The organism is Corynebacterium uterequi (genome assembly GCF_001021065.1).
In the GTDB taxonomy this organism is placed as follows: Bacteria; Actinomycetota; Actinomycetes; order Mycobacteriales; family Mycobacteriaceae; genus Corynebacterium; species Corynebacterium uterequi.
Genome location: NZ_CP011546.1, coordinates 2,303,191 through 2,323,228, shown reverse-complemented (window position 1 = coordinate 2,323,228; position 20,038 = coordinate 2,303,191). Strand labels below are relative to the sequence as shown.

Annotated in this window: 18 protein-coding genes; 11 read left to right on the top strand and 7 right to left on the bottom strand. The window is 67.8% G+C overall.

Annotation, left to right across the window (positions count from 1 at the left end; all coding sequences use genetic code 11):
- The first annotated feature begins 46 nt into the window (after nucleotides 1–46).
- Nucleotides 47–673, top strand: a complete 627-nt coding sequence (locus tag CUTER_RS10525) for a TetR/AcrR family transcriptional regulator (protein WP_047260381.1) — start codon at nucleotides 47–49, stop codon at nucleotides 671–673.
- Here CUTER_RS10525 and yidC read toward each other — a convergent pair.
- Entirely contained in the window at nucleotides 670–1,812 is a 1,143-nt protein-coding gene (gene yidC / locus CUTER_RS10520; RefSeq protein WP_158408134.1) for a membrane protein insertase YidC, read from the bottom strand. The genes CUTER_RS10525 and yidC overlap by 4 nt on opposite strands.
- Before the next feature lie 62 nt (nucleotides 1,813–1,874).
- On the opposite strand from yidC, the gene CUTER_RS10515 reads away from it, so the two are divergent.
- Nucleotides 1,875–3,071, top strand: a complete 1,197-nt coding sequence (locus tag CUTER_RS10515) for a sensor histidine kinase (RefSeq protein WP_236684722.1) — start codon at nucleotides 1,875–1,877, stop codon at nucleotides 3,069–3,071.
- A 60-nt stretch (nucleotides 3,072–3,131) separates the two neighbouring features.
- Nucleotides 3,132–3,770 carry a response regulator gene (locus CUTER_RS10510; protein WP_047260378.1) on the top strand — a complete coding sequence of 213 codons (639 nt, stop codon included), beginning with the start codon at nucleotides 3,132–3,134 and terminating at the stop codon, nucleotides 3,768–3,770.
- Between the two features lie 10 nt (nucleotides 3,771–3,780).
- On the opposite strand, the gene CUTER_RS10505 is transcribed toward CUTER_RS10510, so the two are convergent.
- Nucleotides 3,781–4,125 (bottom strand): histone-like nucleoid-structuring protein Lsr2, encoded by a 345-nt coding sequence (locus tag CUTER_RS10505; protein ID WP_047260377.1) that lies wholly within the window; start codon nucleotides 4,123–4,125, stop codon nucleotides 3,781–3,783.
- Nucleotides 4,126–4,318: 193 nt separating this feature from the next.
- Nucleotides 4,319–4,954: a DUF6474 family protein gene (locus CUTER_RS10500; RefSeq protein WP_047260376.1), complete on the bottom strand. Its 636-nt coding sequence runs from the start codon at nucleotides 4,952–4,954 to the stop codon at nucleotides 4,319–4,321.
- A 97-nt stretch (nucleotides 4,955–5,051) separates the two neighbouring features.
- On the opposite strand from CUTER_RS10500, the gene CUTER_RS10495 reads away from it, so the two are divergent.
- Nucleotides 5,052–6,575: a TM0106 family RecB-like putative nuclease gene (locus CUTER_RS10495; protein ID WP_236684721.1), complete on the top strand. Its 1,524-nt coding sequence runs from the start codon at nucleotides 5,052–5,054 to the stop codon at nucleotides 6,573–6,575.
- 51 nt (nucleotides 6,576–6,626) lie between these two features.
- Here the strand turns inward: CUTER_RS10495 and CUTER_RS10490 are convergent, their stop codons facing one another.
- On the bottom strand, nucleotides 6,627–7,229 hold the full coding sequence (locus CUTER_RS10490) for a superoxide dismutase (protein ID WP_047260374.1): 603 nt from the start codon (nucleotides 7,227–7,229) through the stop codon (nucleotides 6,627–6,629).
- 168 nt (nucleotides 7,230–7,397) lie between these two features.
- Here CUTER_RS10490 and msrA point away from each other — a divergent pair, with 168 nt between their 5' ends.
- From msrA to CUTER_RS10475, 3 genes are all read left to right on the top strand, one after another.
- Nucleotides 7,398–8,063, top strand: a complete 666-nt coding sequence (gene msrA, locus CUTER_RS10485; RefSeq protein WP_047260373.1) for a peptide-methionine (S)-S-oxide reductase MsrA — start codon at nucleotides 7,398–7,400, stop codon at nucleotides 8,061–8,063.
- Nucleotides 8,053–9,726, top strand: coding sequence for an alkaline phosphatase D family protein (locus CUTER_RS10480; RefSeq protein WP_236684720.1), 1,674 nt, complete (start codon nucleotides 8,053–8,055; stop codon nucleotides 9,724–9,726). Before msrA ends, CUTER_RS10480 begins: the two co-directional genes overlap by 11 nt.
- Nucleotides 9,727–9,861: 135 nt before the next feature.
- On the top strand, nucleotides 9,862–10,767 hold the full coding sequence (locus CUTER_RS10475; protein WP_047260783.1) for an AEC family transporter: 906 nt from the start codon (nucleotides 9,862–9,864) through the stop codon (nucleotides 10,765–10,767).
- A gap of 35 nt (nucleotides 10,768–10,802) precedes the next feature.
- Here CUTER_RS10475 and CUTER_RS10470 read toward each other — a convergent pair whose 3' ends face one another.
- Nucleotides 10,803–12,647, bottom strand: a complete 1,845-nt coding sequence (locus CUTER_RS10470) for an alpha/beta-hydrolase family protein (protein ID WP_047260782.1) — start codon at nucleotides 12,645–12,647, stop codon at nucleotides 10,803–10,805.
- Between the two features lie 231 nt (nucleotides 12,648–12,878).
- Between CUTER_RS10470 and CUTER_RS10465 the strand changes: the two genes are divergently transcribed.
- The 4 genes from CUTER_RS10465 (at nucleotide 12,879) to CUTER_RS10450 (ending at nucleotide 17,596) form a co-directional block, all read left to right on the top strand.
- Nucleotides 12,879–13,838 carry an L-lactate dehydrogenase gene (locus CUTER_RS10465; RefSeq protein ID WP_047260372.1) on the top strand — a complete coding sequence of 320 codons (960 nt, stop codon included), beginning with the start codon at nucleotides 12,879–12,881 and terminating at the stop codon, nucleotides 13,836–13,838.
- Between the two features lie 128 nt (nucleotides 13,839–13,966).
- Entirely contained in the window at nucleotides 13,967–15,862 is a 1,896-nt protein-coding gene (locus CUTER_RS10460; RefSeq protein WP_047260371.1) for a pyruvate kinase, read from the top strand.
- A gap of 41 nt (nucleotides 15,863–15,903) precedes the next feature.
- Nucleotides 15,904–16,644 carry a glycerophosphodiester phosphodiesterase family protein gene (locus CUTER_RS10455; RefSeq protein WP_047260370.1) on the top strand — a complete coding sequence of 247 codons (741 nt, stop codon included), beginning with the start codon at nucleotides 15,904–15,906 and terminating at the stop codon, nucleotides 16,642–16,644.
- A gap of 25 nt (nucleotides 16,645–16,669) precedes the next feature.
- Nucleotides 16,670–17,596, top strand: coding sequence for a DUF5926 family protein (locus CUTER_RS10450; RefSeq protein ID WP_047260369.1), 927 nt, complete (start codon nucleotides 16,670–16,672; stop codon nucleotides 17,594–17,596).
- Between the two features lie 266 nt (nucleotides 17,597–17,862).
- Here CUTER_RS10450 and CUTER_RS10445 read toward each other — a convergent pair whose 3' ends face one another.
- Complete coding sequence (locus CUTER_RS10445; protein ID WP_082121365.1) at nucleotides 17,863–19,293, bottom strand: LCP family protein; 1,431 nt, start codon at nucleotides 19,291–19,293, stop codon at nucleotides 17,863–17,865.
- Nucleotides 19,294–19,347: 54 nt separating this feature from the next.
- Entirely contained in the window at nucleotides 19,348–20,013 is a 666-nt protein-coding gene (locus CUTER_RS10440; protein WP_047260780.1) for a CPBP family intramembrane glutamic endopeptidase, read from the bottom strand.
- Nucleotides 20,014–20,038 lie beyond the last annotated feature (25 nt).

Sequence of the window (20,038 nt, the reverse complement as noted above, 5' to 3'; positions counted from 1 at the left end):
TATGTAGACAGATCGAACACTAACCACGTGGAGGGAACGGCTCGCGGTGGCATCGAAAGCAACAAGCACATCCGGCAGCAAACGGCGCAATCGGCCCAGCCCGCGCCAGCGGCTGCTGGCCTCGGCGACGCACTTGTTCACCACCGAAGGCATTCGGGTGATCGGCATTGACCGCATCCTGCGAGAAGCCGATGTGGCCAAGGCGTCGCTGTACTCGTTGTTCGGCTCCAAGGACAAGCTGGTCATCGCCTACCTGGAAGCCTTAGATGAGAAGGCCCGTGAGACGTGGGCGACGAGGACCGCCGGCATGACGGACGTGGAGTCGAAAATCCTCGCCTTCTTTGACATCGTCATTGACGAGGAACCGGGCAAGGATTTCCGTGGCTCGCACTTCCTCAACGCGGCGAACGAGTACCCTAAGCCGGATACGGACTCCGAGGCGCAGATTGTCGATACCTGCCTGGCCCACCGGCAGTGGATGCACGACACGATGACGGCGCTGCTCAACGAAAAGAATGGCTACCCCTCTGCGACGCAGGCCGATCAGCTTCTCATTTTCCTCGACGGCGGGCAGGCCGGGGCGCGCCTACTGCGGGATAAGTCACCGCTGTACACCGCCCGGGATTTGGCCCGGCACATGCTCAACCAGCCGCCGGCCGACTACTCAATCTAATTGTTCTCCGCCCGGTGCTTGCCGCCGGCGGCACGCCGCTGCTTCTTTTCTTCCTTGAGCTTCGCCTTGGATTCCGCCAGTTCCTTCTTTGCCGCCCGGATGGCCTCGCGCCGGGCGTCGATGCGCTTGCGGATTTCCTCCCGCCGGTGTTCCACCTGTTGTTCTGCCTGTTGCCGATCGCTACCTCGGGCTTCGGCGTTGTCCACCCATTCCCTTGCGCGGCGGTTGAAGGCCCGTGGCTGCTTTTTCGCCTCCATGTAGGAGAGGCGATTCGCGCGGTGGTATTCGCGGTGTTCGGCGGTCAGAGGCCACCGTCGGTGGGCAATGACATTGAGGGTGATGACTTGCAGCGTGCTCCATAAGTTTCCCGTCGCCCAATACCACACGAGCGCGATGGGCAATGGCCCGAGGACGCCGAGGCTGAGCAGCATCACCGGCATGATGAGGATGTAGGACGCGAAGAAGAAGAACAGCCGCCGCGACAGGGCGATATTCCAGTTGAGGGTCCTAAAGCTCACGTAATTCGAGATACACAGATTTGCGGTGGTGAATACCACGGCGGTGAGCAGCAGCGGCAGGAGAACGCGGCCGACGTCGCCTTGGGTGGTCGACAGCGCCGCCAGCTGCTTGTCCGACATTGCGTAGTAGGCGGGCAGGGGAACACCGGCCAGCGTGCTATTGAGGAAGTTATGAATATCCTCGCCGGTGAGGAACCCGAAGCCGCCGCTGCGGGAGGCGTGAGACGCCAGCATCTCCGGCCGAGACATCCACATCAGCAGCCGATATAAGCCGATAAGCACCGGAATCTGAATGAACAGCGGCATGCAGCCGGCGGTCATGGACACGTTATAGCGATGCTGCAGCGAGCGCTTACGCACCTGGAGCAGAGCGAGGGATTCGGCGTCGGTCTTACCGGAGAATTGCTTCATCAAGGACGCCATCTCAGGTCGCATACGCGCCGACTGGTGGGCGGATCTGCGTTGCACCCACGCGAAGGGGAGGAGGGATGCGCGCACCGTGACGACCAGCAGGACGATGGACGCCGCCCAGGCGTGGTGGGGATCGACGCCGACGGCGGTGAGCGCTTCATGCCACATCTTCATGACGCCGGAAACCGGGTACGCGAACACAGTGAGCATGGCGGTAAGCTTAGCGGCTCGCCGACGAAACGCCGTCGAGGTGCCGGCTAAGGTCATAAGCTATGAAACCTACTTCGCCACCCCGGCAGCGGGCGATGGAGGGCCTGCGCAACGGCCTCAACGTCTTCACGGCGATGCTCCTGCTCGTCGCGACGTCGACGTCGATGCAGATGCCGCTGGCCGATGCGCTCGCGAACCTGGTCATCATCGCGCTCTTTGCCGCGGTGTACTTCCTCGGGGAGCGCCACGTCGACGAGTGGCCGGTGCTCCTGCGCCACACGTGGACCCTGGCGCTCACGGTGCTGTGGATCGGGGACATGTTCATCGCCCCGGTGGGCGTGTACCTGGTGTTCACCCTGTTCTTCGTCTATCTCCAGGCCCTCGACGAGCTGCAGGGCGTGGTGTCGGTGGTGTTCGCCACCTGCGTGTGCATCATCATGCAGATTCCTGGTGGGCTCACCTTCGGCGGCATCATGGGCCCGGCGATCTCGGCGGCGATCTCGCTCGCCATCTTCTTTGCCTTCGCCCAGATGGAGCGCATCAGCACGGAGCGCCAGCAGCTCATCACCCAACTCATGGAGACCCGGGAGGAGCTCGCGCACACCCAGCACGAGGCGGGCGCGGTAGCGGAACGCCAGCGCCTGGCGCACGAGCTGCACGACACCGTGGCCCAGGGCCTGTCGAGCATCCAGATGCTGCTGCACGCCGCCGAGCGGGAGCTGGGCAAGGACCCGGCGCAGCTCGACGCGGCGGTGACGCGGATTCAACAAGCGCGCTTCGCCGCCAGCGAAAACCTGGCCGAAGCCCGGGCGATGATCGCGGCGCTGCAGCCGGCGAGCCTGTCGGAGAGTTCCCTGGTGGACGCCCTGGAGCGCATGACCCGTAGCTTCGCCGCGGCGGGGGAGGTGCGCATCGACGTCGAGACGGACGGCGACGCGGTGGAGCTGCCGATGAAGATCGAGGCGACGCTGCTGCGGGTGGCACAGGGCGCGGTGGGCAACGTCGTCAAGCACGCCGGCGCCACCCGGTGCCGCGTGACGCTGACGTACAGCCCTGGGGAGGTGCGCCTCGACGTCGTCGACAACGGGCGCGGGTTCGACGCCGCCGCGTTGCCTCCCGACCGGGCGGGACTGGGACATGTGGGTATCGCGGCGATGCGGCAGCGCGTCGCCGAGCACGGCGGGGAGTTGGTGATCGAATCGGCGCCGGGGGGACCGACCGCGGTGTCCGTCGCCCTAGCCTTGCCTCAACCGTCCTAACGCTGAAGTACCTGCACTAAAGTTGGAAGCGGTATCCCGGAAGCTGAAAGGAAATGCGCTATGATCCGTGCCCTGCTGGCGGATGACCACGAGATCGTTCGGCTCGGCTTGCGTGCCGTGCTTGAGGAGGCAGAGGACATCACCGTCGTCGGGGAGGTGGCGACCGCGGAGGCGGCGATCTCGGCCGCCCAGGCCGGGGGAATCGACGTCATCCTCATGGATCTGCGCTTCGGCGCCGGCGTGGAGGGGACCAAGGTCACCAACGGCGCGCAGGCCACCGCGGAGATCCGCAAGTCGATGGATAATCCGCCCGAGGTCTTGGTGGTCACCAACTATGACACGGACGCGGATATCCTCGGCGCCATCGAGGCCGGCGCGGTCGGCTACCTGCTCAAAGACGCCGAGCCGCAGGAGCTGCTCGCGGCCGTGCGGTCGGCGGCCGAGGGAGACTCGGCCCTGTCGCCGGTGGTGGCGGACCGCCTCATGACCCGGGTACGCAGCCCCCGGATGTCCCTCACTCCGCGCGAGCTGGAGGTCCTAGGGCTCGTGGCGGCGGGCTCCTCTAACCGAGAGATCGGCCAGGAACTGATGCTCTCCGAGGCGACTGTGAAGTCCCACCTCGTTCACATCTACGACAAGCTGGGAGTGCGTTCCCGCACCTCCGCCGTCGCCGCCGCCCGCGAGCAGGGAGTGCTGTAGCAGCTAGCCGCTAGCCGCGGGAGGGGTTAGCGGCGTAGTAGGCTTCCCGCACCGAGAGCGGAATCTTGCCACGGTCGGCGACCTGGTAGTTGTTCGCCTGCGCCCAGCGGCGGATGTCGCCGGCGTCGGACCGGGGGCGGGACACCGGGGTCTTTCGCGCCGACGAACGCGGTTCTGCCCGGCCGGCGAGCACGTAGGGGCGCAACAACTGCCGGAACTGCTCGGCATTCTCTCGCGACAGGTCGATGGTGTAGTCCGTCCGGTCTAGACCGAAGCGGATTACCTGGAGTTCGTCCTTTTCGATCGGCTCTTTGGTCAGATCGTCGTGGTACTGGATGATTTGGGTCTGTCCCATGGTTCCCTCTCGTGCGAGTTTAAGGAATGGAAATTAACTCCTAGCATAGAAAGTGGCAGCCACTCTCGCAACGAAAACGGAATAGATAAAGCGTTTTCGATAGAAAATACCCCATCGGTTCCGGTTGCTACCTGGTCCGATGGGGTGGGGGATGGCTGCCTCGGGCGGGCCGGCTAGCCCCTTGAGTTGGTGCTTAGTTGCGGGAAAGGCGATCCTGGATCTGGGCGGTGACTTTGTCGATATCGCCGTTGATGGCGCCGTGGGCGCGACGACGCTGCTGCGCGGTCATGAACTCGGCGTTGTTGGTGGCGCTGCGCAACTCATCCAGCCGAGTGTCGATGTCCTGCTTAAAGCCGGCCGGCAGGCTCATGCCGTCAAGGGAGTTACGAATACCTTGAATTCGCGCCTGGAGGCTGGCGCCGTGGCCGGTGAATTGTGCCAGCTGCTGGCGGGTAACACCGGCTTTCCGGGCCTTGGCCTCGGTAGCGGATTCTCGCAGCTGGGTAACACCGCGATACAGCAGCGGGAGCATGACGGGCAGCGCCACGCGGCCGGCCTTAATGTATCGCTCAACAGTCTCCTTGTTGAACTTCCCGTTCTTGAGCTTTTGGTACTCGGTCTTCGCCAGCTCACGCTCGTGCTTCCGCTTGCCCTTTAGGCCCTTTTCCTCGGACTTGATGATCTGCTTCTCCAGCTTGGAGAGCAGCTTCTCACGCCGGGCCAGATCCTTTTCGCTGGCCTTGACCTCAGCGCGGGCCTTGGCCTGAGCGGTCTTGATGTCCTTGCGGAGGCTGGATCGACGCTTCTTGAGAGTGGAGAGCACGCCCATGGTTGTTAACATTCCCTTCAATTGATCGCTTGTGCCATTAACCTTACCTGTGTTGGGGCGTCAACTTCGAGGGAGATAACCACCAGTGGACACGACCGTGACCGCTTTTGACCTCATCGGCTGCCGGTATCGCTACGTGCAGCGGCTCGCGCACCCCGATCAACCCTACCGCCCCGAGGACGAGGCCCGCCGCGCGCGTCGCGACGCCGCCCGCGCAGCGATCCTTTCCGAGGTCCCCCGGCGCCGCGGGCTGGGCGACGGTCGCGGCCGGGCGTTTCGCCGCGTCCGCGTCATCGACGCCCCGGATGCGCCCGATCCGGAGACTCAGACCCAGCGAGCCATGGACCGCGGCGCGCACGTCATCACCGACGCCGTCTTTAGCGGCGTCGCCCACGGGCAGCGCTGGCGGGTCGACGTGGACATCCTCGTGCGCGCCGGAGACGGCCGCTACGTGCCCGTCATCATCTCCAGCCACCGGGTAGCCCGCCGAGACGAGGCGGCGTCGACGCTGGCGGTGGCCGTCAGCCGACTGGGCCTGAGCGAGCCCATGGCGGTTTCCTACCGGCTGCGTCACCACGTGGCGGACGGGTACCGGCTGGCCCTGGCCGCGCGGGGTTTGGGCGAGCGCCACCACGGCGGCCTGGGTGGTGCGGTGGGGCAGGACAGCCGCCTGGCCTTTTTCGAACCGACCGCACCGCTGGACGCCCCGCTGGATCGGGCGTTGCAGCGCGGCTGGGCCAGCCAGCCTCGGCGGCTCAAAGAGTGCTCCTCCTGCCGGTTCTGGAGCCTGTGCGAGACCGAACTCGTCGCCGCCGATGACATCAGCCTGGTCCTGCCCGGCGATCGCGGCGCCGGTCTGCGAGAGCGCGGCATCACGACCGTGACCCAGCTCATCAACGCCGACGCCGGGGAGCCCACCGCCCTCGCCCGGGCCTGGTCGCAAGGGGTGGCGCTGTTGGCGCGGGTGCCGGAGGTGACGGGACCGCGCGCAGATGTCGAGATCGACGTGGACATGGAGGCCTACCTCGATCACGGCGCCTACCTGTGGGGGGCGTTCGACGGCGCGGACTACCACCCCTTCGTCACCTGGCAGGCGTTGGGCAAGCGGGCCGAGGGGGAGAATTTCGCCGCCTTCTGGTCCTGGTTGATGCAGCGTAAAGCCGAGGCGCTGGCCGGGGGTAAGTCCTTCGCCGCCTATTGCTACTCCGCGCATGGGGAGAACCACTGGCTACGCCAGAGCGCGCTGCGCTTTTATGGGAAGATCCCCGGCGTGCCGAGCCCCGAGGAGGTGGCGCGGTTCATTGCTTCCGAGCACTGGGTGGACGTTTTCGCCTTCGTCAAGGCCCAGCTGCTGGGCCCGGAAGGCATCGGGCTGAAGGTGGTGGGCCGGGCGGCGGGCTATACGTGGGCCGACGCGGACATCGACGGGGAAGAGAGCTTGAACACCCGTCGAATCGCGGTGGGGTCCGGGGCGCCGGCCGAGCGTGCGCGGGCGAGCCTGCTGCGCTACAACGCCGACGACACCCGGGCCACCGCGGCCGTTCGGCACTGGCTGCGCGCCGGCGCGCCGGGGATTGCGCGCCTCGATGGGGTGCCGGCGCCGGCTAACAACGCCGGATAGAAAAACACCACCCCGGTTGGGGTGGTGTGCGGGCGCGGGACGCCGTGAGGGTTAGGCCGCGGCCTTGGCGTAGCGCTCGGCTACGTCTTCCCAGTTGAAGACGTTCCAGACGGCCTTGACGTAATCCGCCTTGACGTTCTTGTACTGCAGGTAGAAGGCGTGCTCCCACATATCGAGCATGAGCAGCGGGGTGAAGTTCACGGAGACGTTGCCCTGCTGGTCGGTGAGCTGCTCGATGAGCAGGCGGCCGGCGATGTGGTCGTAGCCGAGGACGGCCCAGCCGGAGCCCTGCAGGCCGGTGGCGACGGCGGAGAAGTGCTTCTTGAAAGCCTCGAAGGAGCCGAAGTCGCGGACGATGGCCTCGGCCAGCTCGCCGGTGGGCTCGCCGCCACCGTTCGGGGAGAGGTTCTTCCAGAAGATGGAGTGGTTGGTGTGGCCACCCAGGTTGAACGCCAGGTTCTTGGACAGGGCGCGGATCTTATCGGCGTTGGCGTCGCCGCTGCGCTCGGCCTCGAGGGCCTCCAGGGCGGCGTTGGCGCCGGCGACGTAGGTCGCGTGGTGCTTGGAGTGGTGCAGCTCCATGATCTCGGCGGAGATGTGGGGCTCGAGGGCGTCGTAAGCGTAATCCAGCTCGGGCAGCTCGTAGGTAGCCATGGGTGGGTCCTCTCTTAAGAAGTGTTCGTTGGTCTCCCGCCTCGCGGGTTGAAGCCCACTATAGGCAAAGCTGTTGGCGTGTCAACGTTTTCAATGGGTTGAAAACCTGTGGCCAGGGTGGGGCTTATGGACAGGCACACGACAGGTTGGCGCGCTAAAAAGGAGGGCATGTACTGGATGTTTCGCCCCACCCCAGCCCTCGTGCCCGCCGACGACGCACTGCCCGGCCGCGCGGAGCCGGTGCTCGACGCCCCCCAGCCCCACGCAGTACTGGCTACCCCCATCACGGGGCCATGGCAGGACAATCAGCGCAGTGTGCTCGTGGGAGTCGGGTGCTTCTGGGGGCCGGAAAAGCTCTACTGGCAGCTCGACGGCGTGGTGAGCACCTCCGTTGGCTATGCCGGCGGCGTCACACCCAACCCCACCTATCAGGAGGTGTGCTCAGGGCGCACCAACCACGCCGAGGTCGTCGAGGTGGTCTACGACCCGGACGTGATCTCCCTGCGGGAGATCATTGCGTTGGCGCTGGAGGACCACGACCCCACGCAGGGCTTCCGCCAAGGCAACGACGTCGGCACTCAGTACCGCTCGGCCTTCTACACCCTCGGCGAGCACGCCGCGCAGGACAAGGAACTCATCGAAGAAATGGTGGCCGATTATGGCCGTCGTCTCGCCGAGCACGGCTATGGCGAGGTCACCACGGAGATCGCCGCCCTGGCCGACACCCCGTCCGGGCAGTACTACCGCGCCGAGGACTACCACCAGCAATACCTGCACAAGGTTCCCGACGGGTATTGCCCCACGCACGCCACCGGGGTGGCGTGTGGGCGCTAAGACCACACCGCTGTCGCGCCGGCAGGTGATGGCGTCCACGCTGGCCGTCGGCGGCGCGGCGACGCTCGCCACCGACCACGCCCACGCCGACGTCGACCCCCGCACCCCGGGAACCCTCACCCCGCCAGCCGACGGCGGGCCCTTCCTGCACGGGGTGGCCTCCGGCGACCCGCTGCCGACCTCGGTGGTGCTGTGGACGCGCATCACCCCGACCCCGCAAGCGCAGCCCGGGTCGGGGCGCGGCCCGCGGGTGCGCGTCGGCTGGGAGGTGGCGCTCGACGCCGACTTCGCCACCGTCGTCGCCCACGGAACGGCGACCACCGGCCCGGAGCGGGACCACACCGTGCACGTGGACCCCTTCACGCTCAGCCCGGACACCGCCTACTTTTATCGATTCACCGCCCTCGACGGGCCGGACGCCGGCGCCACGTCACCCGTCGGGCGCACCCGGACGACGCCGGAGGACGACGCCGCCGTCGAACGGTGGCGGTTGGCGGTGTGCAGCTGCGCGAACCTGGAGGCCGGGTACTTCGAGGCCTACCGGGACATCGCGGATCGCGCCGGGCGCGGCGAGTTCGACGCGGTGGTGCACCTCGGCGACTACATCTACGAGTACGCCACTGGGGCCAAGGTCGGAAAGAACGGGGTGGCCAGGGCGTTTCACCCGCCGCACGCGCTGGTGACCCGCGCGGACTACGCGGCCCGCTACGGCCAGTACCGGCTCGACCCCAGCCTGCAGCGGGCCCACGCCGCCCTGCCGTGGATTGTTACCTGGGACGACCACGAGGTCGCCGACAATTGGCACGCCGACGGCTCCCCGGACCACCACGCCGACCAAGGCTCGTGGGCGGACCGGCGCGACGGGGCGATGCGCGCCTACTTCGACTGGTTGCCGGTCCGCGGCTCCGCGCCCGCCGACGGCGGCCGGTTGTATCGCACCTTGCGGGTGGGCACCCTCGCGGAGCTGCACATGCTCGACCTGCGCAGCTATCGACGCGGTCCCGGCCAGTTGTTGCCCGGGCGCGCCGGGTCGACGATCGTCGGCGCCGAGCAATTCACCTGGCTCTCCGGCAAGCTGCGTACCTCCGACACGCGGTGGTCCCTGGTGGGCACGTCGGTGATGATCTCCCCGGTCTCGGCCGCGGGGTTGGACGATGCGGTACGCCCTCTGCTCGCGGAGCTCATCGGCGTCGCGTTGCCGGTGGAGCTCAACGCGACGATGAACCTGGACCAGTGGGACGGCTACGTGGCGGACCGGCACCGCCTACTCGAGCAGATCGCCGCTGACCGCCCGGACGGTTCCACCGTGTTCCTCACCGGGGACATCCATTCGGAGTGGGCCGGGGTGGTGCGCCACGGCGGGGAGGTCATCGGCGCGGAGCTGGTGACGTCGTCAGTGTCCGCCACGAACGTCGACGACCGGCTGCACCTGCCGAAGAACAACCCCGTCTCCCGTCTGGCGGCGGCCCATCTGCTCGCCAACAATGGGCATTTTTCGCACCTCAACCTCGACGAGCACGGGTATCTGGAGGTGGTCATCACCCGCGAGGACGTCGCGGCGACGTGGTGGCGGGTCGACGACGTCGAGGCCGAACACTCGCCCCTTAGCGCCGGGCCGAGCGCTCGCTACGGCGACGCTCAGCTGACGATGACCCCGCCGTGAGTGCTCACGGGTCGCTTCCTGGTCAGTCCCCTCCTAGCAGGTCAACGACGGTGGCGGGTCATTGAAACCGATGCTCAGAAAGCTACAGCGGCGTAGGAAGCGTTGGCAAGAGTGGCGCTGGCACAATAGTTGAGCGTGGTGGGAGTACTCCAGGGATTCGTCATTGTCATTGCGGTCATCGCCGTGGGCTTTGTGCTCGCGTGGCGTGGCACCCTCGGGCCCGGGGCGCGCAAATCCCTCGCCAGCTTCGTGTTCGCCATCGCCACCCCGGCCCTGCTCTTTGACAAGCTCACCCAGCAAACCCTGGGTGAGGTGTTTTCCGGCCACTTCGCGGTGGTGAGCCTGTCGTCGCTGGCCGTGGGCCTCATGTTCTTCCTGCTGTGCCGGCTGCTCCTGCGCCACCGCTTCGACGAGGCGGTTATCGCCATGCTGGGGTCCTCCTACGCCAATGGTGGCAACATCGGCATCCCGCTCGCGGTGTACATCCTCGACGACGCCTCGGCCGTCATCCCGCTCATGCTCTTTCAGATCGCGTTCTATGCCCCGGTGGCGCTCACGGCCATCGACATCTCCCGCGCCTCAGGCGGTTGGCTGGGCAATATCGTCGCCGCGGTGAAGAATCCCATGCTGCTCGGGTCCCTGGCGGGGCTGGCATTCGTCGTCGCCGGAGTGACCCCGCCGGCGGTGATCGCCGAGCCGGTGCGGATGCTGGCCGGGGCGTCGGTGCCGCTGGCGCTGGTGGTCTTCGGCATGTCCCTGTACGGGGCGCGGGTGCGCGTCGACCGGGAGGTGGCCCTCGGCGCGGTGTTTAAAAACCTCATCCACCCGGTGGTCGCCGGGGCGCTGGCGGCGGGGGTGTTCGGCATGGAGGGCGCGGCGCTGCAAACGGCGATCATGCTCGGGGCGCTGCCGTCGGCGCAGAACGTCTACACCTACGCGGTGCGCTACCGGGCAAAGGAGGACTTCGCCCGGGACATCGGGGTGGTGACCACCATCGCGGCGCTGCCGGTGATGGTCACCATCGCGGTGGCGTTTGGCTAGGTGTTATATCCCGCTAGGGCGCCGGGACATAACACCTAGGCGTCGCGGCGAATCCACTCAGCGATCCGGGCAGCAAGGCAGTCGTCGAGCTGCACCGCTGCGTCCTCGCCAAGCACGGCAGCCCAGTAGTACAGCATCTCCTCGTGGTACTGGTGGGCGTGCCCGCCGGGGAAGTTGAGCGAAGACAGCTGGTCGAGGCCCACCTGCCAGGCGGTGATGAGCGGCACCCAGCGCATGCCGTGGACGACGTCGAGCCGCTGCGCCGCCGGCGCCGGCACCCCGCGGGAGCCGGGTTCGCGCAGCCATTCCGGCTCGCGGAGGAAGACATCCGTGCCCCAGAACACCACCGGGTCCGAGGCGTGCTGAGCGAAGACGACGCGCGGGTGGGACCAGGTGCCCAGGGTGCGACCGGAGAAGTCCTCGCCCAGGTGATCCGGGGTGGCGGCGAAGCGGACATGTCGACCGCGGTCGATGACCGGGAGGCGTTCCGGGGATCCGGCGTCGCGGCGGTGGGTCAGGGCGCGCAACATCTCGGTGAATCGCGGGGCTCCGGAGAATACGGCGCCGTCGACGTGGGCGAGCAGCTCGTCGACGTCGGCGAAGGCGCCGGCGATGCCGTACGCCCCCAGGGACTCGCCAGAGACGTAGACGTGGGGGCGGGCGTCGGCGGGCAAGGTATGGAGGTGGGCGAGGATGCGTTCGATGAGGATGCGCGAGGCGGTGACGGGGGACTCGCGGTCGGTGACGTAGGAGGCGGCCGACGGCAGGTAGGAATACTGGATGGCGACGATGGCGCTGGACCCGCCGCTGAGAAACTCCAGCCCGGAGGTGCTCCACGGAGAGAGCCACCCGGTGCCGGCGGAGGACATGATCGCCAGGACCCGGCGGGAGAAGGCGCCGGCGCGGATCAGCTCCGCGAGGGCGACCTCGGCGGCCTGCTCGTAGGTGCGGCCGTCGATGAGTCCGATGAACACGCGGATCGGTTCCTCGGCGTCGTCCAGCCTGCATATGCGGGCGATGTCCCGGGCGCGAGGCCCGGAGGCGAGCAGCTTGCGGCCTTTGGACCCGGGCATCGACCAGCTCTCGATCGACTGCGGGGAGCCGGTGCGCTCCGGTTCCGTCGGCTGCGGGTGCTTCGCGGACACCGCGTCGTTGAGCCGGCGGGCGCGCCGGGCGATGTTGTTGAGCGTCTGGCGGACGATGACCTGGTCGCTGGCCAGCGTGGTCAGCCCGGCAAAGCCGAGCAACGCGATGGGCCAGCTGACGGCCGGGGGCAGCCACCGGCGCAGGGTGGCGTTGAGCCTATTAATGGAGGACTGAGAGCCCTCGGCGAGCAGCAGCAGGGCGCCGTAGCCGAGCGTGCCGGTGAGGATGCCCACTGCCGCCGAGCGCTGCGGGTGGCGCTGCGGCGAATCGACGAGGCGGGCTTGTTTTTCCTGGCGGATGAAGGAGCTTAACGTCACGGCGGCCGTCGTGGCGCCGAGGACGGTGTGCAGCACCCGGTGCGTGCCGTGTGTGACCCGGGGGGTGGGGCGGTGGCCGAGGGCGTCGAACGCCCGCACGCTGGCGAAATGGATGCCGGTGCCGACGGCGTGGCCGAAACCCTGGCAGAAGGCGACGTTGAGGGCGGTGACCCACCACGGCCGAGGCAGCAGCGACGGGGAGATGGCCCACCACGTGGCGGCCTCAGCGCCGAGGACCCCGGGCCCCATGGTGTTGGGCAGCCGGCGCGGGCCCACCATGCGCACGCCGGGGAGGAGGTCGGCGTACACCTCAACGGCGAAGAGGGCGGCGCTGAGGCTCCCGGTAGCGGCCCGTCGAAGCGCGGCGCGGACCGCTCGACGAGCGAGGCGGCCGGTGCGTCCGGGTGGGGTGGGCATAATCACATTGTCTCAAAAGTGTCTTGGTGGTGCACCGAGCCTAAGGCAGTGACCTAGTCCTGTGAGTATTACCTAAGTGCATGGTGGACGTGCTCAACGTCATAGCCCGTGAGGACAATTGGTGTCACCAATAAGCGGGACTTAGGGGCCTCGGGGGCCTACGATAGGAGGTGATCGCCGGGGCGCCGCCTGCCTGACTCCCCGGCCCACCACACTGAAGAAAGGTTCATCGTGGCTGTTAGTCATGTCGGAAACAAAGTAGTTCTCATCGGCGCTGGTGACGTCGGAATCGCCTATGCCTACGCGCTGGTCAACCAGGGCACCGTTGACCACCTGGCGATCATTGACATCGACGAAAAGAAGCTCGAAGGCAACGTCATGGACCTCAACCATGGCGTCGTGTGGGCCCCGTCGCGCACCCGTGTGTCCAAGGGCACCTACGCGGACTGCGCCGACGCCGCCCTCGTCGTCATCTGCGCCGGCGCCGCGCAGCGCCCGGGCGAGACCCGCCTGGAGCTCGTCGGCCGCAACATGAAGATCATGAAGGCTATCACCGACGAGATCATGGCCAATGACTTCGACGGCATCCTCCTCGTCGCCTCCAACCCGGTCGACGCCCTCACCTACGCCGTGTGGAAGTACTCCGGCCTGCCGAGCCACCGCGTCATCGGCTCCGGCACCATCCTGGACTCCGCCCGCTACCGCTACATGCTCGGCGAGCTCTTCGAGGTCGCCCCCACCTCCGTCCACGCCTACATCATCGGCGAGCACGGCGACTCCGAGCTGCCGGTCATCTCCTCCGGCCAGGTCGCCGGCGTGTCCCTGGCCCGCCGCGCCCGCCTCGACCCGGGCTTCGCGGAGCGTATCGAGAACATCTTCGTCGAGACCCGCGACGCCGCCTACGAGATCATCGACCGCAAGGGCTCGACCTCCTACGGCATCGGCATGGGCCTGGCCCGCATCACCCGCGCCGTGGTGTCCAACCAGGACGTGGTCCTGCCGGTCTCCGCGCTGCTCGACGGCGAGTACGGCCGCAAGGACCTCTACATCGGTACCCCCGCCGTCATTGGCGGCGCCGGCATCACCCGCGTCGTGGAGCTGGCGCTCAACGACCACGAGCAGCAGCTCTTCGACAAGTCCGCGGATCTGCTGGAAGACGTGGTCCGCGAGTTCTTCCCCCACGAAGACTAATTACCCCGCTTCGTGACCCAACCGGCTTTTGATTTGCCTAGCGTTCATCTCAAGCCGGTTTCCCGTTTACTGGCGTCAGCCACAATGGGAACCCGTTATCGTAACGACCAAAACTAGAAAGGCACGCCGTGGAACAGTACCTCCGGTCATTGAACGAACAGATTGACTCCTTGATCGGAGCGCTGGACGCCGCGGAGGCCGCTAACGCCGAGGCTATCGCCCGCACCCACCCCACCAACCGGGTGGGGGCGAAGAACCTGGTGCGCTACTCGGAGCTGCGCCGCCACGACATCCGCGCCCTGCAGGCAGACCTGTCGAGCATCGGCGCGACTCGGCTGACCACTGCCGAGCCGGACGTCAAGGCTAGGCTCCAGGCCGCCCACAACGTCGTCTCCGCCTACCTGGGTGAGGAGCTGTCCTACACCGGCCCGGAGATGCTCAACGCCTTCTCCACGGCGGATGACATCCTGGAATCCAACGCGAACGCGCTGCTCGGCGACGTCCCCGAGGGGCGCAGCTCCCGGATCATGGTGACCCTGCCCACCGAGGCGGCGGACTCCCCGGAGCTCGTCGTGGCCTTCGCGGAGGCCGGCATGGACGTCGCCCGCATCAACGGCGCCCACGACGGCCCGGCCGCCTGGACTCGCATGATCGAGCACGTCCACCAGGCCGAGCAGAAGGTGGGCCGGCGCATCCGCATCGCCCTGGACCTCGCTGGGCCGAAGCTGCGCACCGGCGCCATCGCCGACGGCCCGGCCGTGGCCCGGGCCCGGGTGAGCCGCACCGAGACCGGTGAGCTCATCACCCCGGCGAAGCTGTGGCTCATCCCCGCCGGCGCGGTGGCCGACGGCGCCGAGTGGCCCCAGGCCCCCGAGACCGGCGGCCGGCCCACCCTGCCCGTGCTCGTCGACGACGCGTGGCTCGACGGGGTGGAGGAAGGCTCCCGGATCACGCTCGTGGACACCCGCGACGCGAAGCGGGACTTCGCCGTGACGGAGATCCACGACGTCGACGGTGTGCGGTGCGCTTTCGCCACCGGCAGCCAGAATGCCTACGTCTCCAACAACACCCTCCTGCAGCATGAGTGGACCCGCACCCGCGCCTCCGGGATCCCGAAGACCGAGCAGCACCTGCTCGTCTCCGCCGGGGACACGCTGTGGCTCACCACGGACCCCACCCCGGTGGACCCGAGCACGCAGCCGGAAGGCGAGCACCTCATCGGTTGCTCGTTGCCGGAGGCGGTGCGCGCCATCGAGGTCGGCCAGCGGGTGATGTTCGACGACGGCACCATCGAGGCCGTCGCCGTGGAGACCGTCACCGACGGTGACGAGACCCGCGTGCGCCTCGACGTCACCTTCGCCAAGCCGGGCGGCACGAAGCTGCGTGCCTACAAGGGCATCAACCTGCCGGACACGGACCTTCCGTTGCCGTCGCTGACGGAGGAGGACCTCGAAGCCTTCGAGTTCATCGCCCGCCACGGCGACATGGCCAACGTCTCCTTCATCCGCAACGCCAGCGACGTCGCGGATGTCCTCGCCGCCCTGGAGAACATCGCCCAGACCGTGGAGCGAGACAGCGGCGCGGAGGCCGCCGAGCGGGTTCGCCGGCTGGGCATCGTGTTAAAGATCGAGACGATCCCCGCCTACGAGCACCTGGCCGACGTCCTCCTGGAGGGCATGCGCCACGAGAACCTGGGCATCATGATCGCCCGCGGCGACCTGGCGGTGGAGTTCGGCTTCTACCGGCTGGCGGAGGTGCCCCGGCTCATCGCCAACATGGCGGAGGCGGCCCACGTGCCGACGGTCATGGCCACCCAGGTGCTGGAAAACCTGGCCAAGACCGGCCTGCCCTCGCGCGCCGAGATCACCGACGTCGCCTACGCCCTGCGCGCGGAGGCCGTCATGCTCAACAAGGGCCCGCACATCACCGACGCCATCACCACGTTGACGACGATCGGCGACAAGCTCGGCGCGTCGCAGCGCAAAAACCGCATCCAACTGCGCCGGATCAACTCCTGGCAGTAGCAGGTCACCGAAGTCTCTCACGGGAAGCGAAGCCACACGTCATGAAGATCGTCGCCCACCGGGGGAACGGCCCCGGGTTTAAGGAACTGACCCGCGCCGGCTACGAGCACGCGCTCAGCCTGCCCATCCACGGCGTGGAAACGGACGTGCGCCTGTGCCGCAGCGGCGAACTGGTGCTGCACCACGACGCCCGGCTCGGCCGCACCGACGTCGGCATCAACGGCGTCGCGCGGATCTCGGGGCTGAGCCTGGAGCAGCTCCGCCGCATCAACTTCGGCACCCGGGCGAACCCCCAGGAGATCCTCACGCTGCCGGAGATGCTCGGGCTTATCAAGGACGCCGGGGACAAGCACCTCTACCTGGAGATCAAAAAGCCCACCCGCTACGGCCGGATGCTGGAAGAACAGGTCACCCGCGCGCTGGCCTACGCCGGGCTCAGGGACGACGAACGCATCCACATCATCTCCTTCTCCCACACCTGCCTGCGGCGCATGGCGGAGCTCACCCCGGCGCTCGACCGCTTCTACCTGCGCGGCGCCCGGGACTTCAAATACAACCCCAAGGACATCATGTTCTCCAAGCCCACCGGGCTGGGCATGGACCACCGGGTGGCGAAGCTGCGCCCCGAGCTCGTCGGCGCCCTCGGGCTACCGACCTACCTGTGGACCCCGAACACGCCGGCGGATCTGCTCGCCGCCCGGGACGCGGGCGCGGACATCATCACCACCGACGACGCCGAATTGGCCCTGGAGGTTTTCGCCCCGGCCAACGCGCGAGTGTGACGCGGAGTCGTCTACATTAGGCCGCATGGCCAAAAAGAACCGTAAGAACAAAGACGCCCTGCCGGAGGGCATGAGCCGACGCCAAGCCAAGCTCGCTGCCCGGCAAGCCGAGCGCGCCGCCCTGGAGAAGGACCCGCGCCCCTACGCGGGTCTGGCCTGTGAGGCGGACCTCGTCGCCCTGCAGGAATTCGTGCCCAGCGCCTCGGCCCGCCTCGCCGTCGAAGGCTGCGAGCGCGAGGTCACCATCGGCACCGTGCTGCCCGGCGCCAATGCCGCCACCATCCGCGCGGAGGCAGCCGGCGCCGACGCCCTCGTCGCCCTGCAGGTCAAGAAGCGCTCCCACAACCCGGGTCGCGACCTCGCCTACGCCCTGAACTGGGTACGCACCGCCGCGCCGGGCGCCACCTTGGAGTCCACCGTCGCCGACGGTTCCCAGCCGGCAATCACCGACCTCATCGCCGCCGACACCACCCTCGACATTGCGGTCCATGACACCTTCGACTGGTGGACCCCCGAAGGCGAAGTGCTGCCGCCGCAGGCCCAGCAGGCCGTCCAGCAGGCGAATGAGACCATCGCGACGACGCGTAAGTCCCCGGCGGCCATCCCCGGCTCCGCGTGGTGGACCTACCCGGGCGGGGCCAAGGCCTACCTGCGGTGGGTGCGCGTCGACGGCGACGAAAATGCCTTGCTTTCCGCACTGGCACGCGTCGCCGCCCGCGGCGATCTCCACCTGGGCGAGGACACGAAGTTCGCGGGCGTGTTCCGCACCCACGGCGTCATCGTGCCGGTGTTCGACCTGCACGACACGGACAAGGACGTCGCCGAGTACTCCGCCGCCCTGGAGCAGGTCAACGAGGCCATCGAGGCCGAGCTGAGCAACGACGCCCAGCTCAACGCCGACGAGCGCAAGCAGCTGGAGAACATCAAGTCCCGCCAGGTGACGATTCGTTAAAACGCGCGTGGCGCAGAGCGCCACACGAGGTGTGGTGGGCAGTCGCCCACCACGCGAGGCGTGGCAGGCATGCGCCCGCCACGCGAGGCGTGGCAGGCATGCGCCCGCCACGCGGGGTGAGGAACGCCCGCCACGCGGAGTGTGGTGCTTTCTTTTTCCCGCGGGGTGAGTCTTTTGCTCCCGTGTGGCGGGCCTTTTCCCGTGTGGCGGGCCTTTTCCCGTGTGGCGGGCCTTTTCCCGTGTGGTGGGCGAATGCCCACCACACGTTAGCGCATCGACGCGAACATCTCCTCGGCGGCGGCCTCGTCCCACAGCACGACATTGCCCACGCCGGTGTCCATAGTGCCGGCCGGGGGCACGACCTCCGACTTCACTCCGCCGGCCATCGCGATAGCCACCATCGCCAGGTGCCACACGTGGGTGCCTTCGCTGATGGCGAAGGTACCGGTGGCGCGCACCAGCAGTGGAACGGACTTCAGCGGGTTGAGCAGCGTCGACGGGGACGACAGCGTGCCCAGCAGCGACGAGAAGAACTGACGCTGGCGGGCCACCCGGTCGAAGTCGCCGCCCGCGGTGGCGCGGGTGCGCACGTAACCGAGGGCGGTCGCGCCGTCCATCGCCTGGCAGCCGGGCTGAACGTTGAGGCTGGCATTGGGGTCGTCGATGGCCTCCTCGACGCAGATCTCGACGCCGCCGACCGCGTCGACCATCGTCGCCAACCCGCCCATGCCGATCTCCGCATAGTGGTTGATCCGCAGGCCGGTCTCCGCCTCCACCGTCTCGGTGAGCAGCTGCGGCCCGCCGAGGGCGAACGCCGCGTTGATCTTGTTCTCCCCGTAACCGGGGATGGTCACCAGGCTGTCGCGTGGGATGGACATCAGCTGCGCCTCCCCGCCGAAGGGGATATGCAGCAGCATGATCGCGTCCGTGCGGGACCCGCCGGCGTCGGACTCCGTGCCGGTGCCGAGGCGGGCCGCTTCCTCGTCGCTTAAGCCCCGTCGGGAGTCGGAGCCCACCAGCAGCCAGTTGGTGCCGGCGGTGTCGGCGATGGGGTTCGGCGACAGCGCTTCCACCCGGGAGAGGCGAGTATCCGCCCACAGGGTGACCATAATCACCCCGACCAGCAGCACGGCCAGCAGGGACCCGAAGCAGCCGAAGCAGCCGCCGAAAGGCAAGCGGATCCGGGGGCGTGCGCGGCGCTGCTGGCGCTTTTGGCGCGGAGGCTCGTTGATGAGGAGCTGCTCGTCGCCGCGGACGACGCCGCGCGGCGGGCGCGACGGCATGTGCTGGACCGCCCGCTGAGCGCCGGGCTGCTGCCGCGGAGGTTGTTGCCGTGGGGGCTGCTGGCGCGGTGGCAGCGGCTGCCCCTGCTGGGCATGGCGGCTGCCGCGCTGGGACGCGCCATATTGCTGTGACGAACCATACTGCTGGGCAGGCCGCTGGGTTCCTCCGTGCTGAGGGGTCCGTCGAGGCTCATAGGCGGCGCGCGGTTCGGCCGGCTGCCGAGGCTGCCGGGTCACCCGGGGGCCGTCTGCGCCGCGGTGCTGATCGCCAGCCGACGGGTTGCGCCGAACCGGGCGTCCATAGCGGTCCACGAGGGGTTTGCCGTCGCGCCCGATAACGAACTCCCCGGCGGCGTCGCGAGGGTCACTCGAATGCCCCCGGAGCCGGCGTTCGTCGCGTCCGTAATGAGTCATAGTGTCAGCCTAACCGCCCAGGGGAAGCAGGCGGTAGCAGAAGTGAGCTGTGAACTACCCGGGAAGCGGAAGATACTCGCCGACGGCCGTGTAACCGACAAAAGCCACCGCATCGATGAAGAAATGCCCAATGACCAGCGGCCACACCTTCCCCGTCTTGGCAAAGTACGCGCCGTACACCACGCCCATGATGATGTTGCCGAACCCGGCGGACACGCCTTGGTAGAGGTGATACGACCCGCGCAGCAACGACGACGCCGCCAGCGCCGCCGGAAGCGACAGGTTCAGCGCCTTGAGCCTGGTCATGAGCCAGGCGACGACGACGATCTCTTCGCCGAACGCGTTCGCCGCTGACCAGATAAGCAGCATCGGAATCTCGATGAGCGGGTGATCGACGCCGGTGGGTACCACCACCTTCGACAGTCCGAGGTGCACCGCGGTGAGGTAGAACACCAACCCTGGGATGCCGATGAGTGCTGCCAGGCCGGCGCCGTGGAGGACGTCGCGGCCGCGCGGACGGGTAAGGCGGTAGGCGTCCCCGAGCAGGTAGAGCGCCAGCGCACCCCAGGCGAACAGCACCCCGGCGCTGCACAACTGAAAGGCGAGATCGAGCCACGCCAACTCCGACTGAGAAACGTTGAGCGTCACCTGCTGGGCGTTGAGGGGAGCGGGGTCGAGGAGGTCATCGACCAGCCGCAGCACTGAGCGCAGCCCGGACATGCCGAACGTGACGGCGAGGACGATG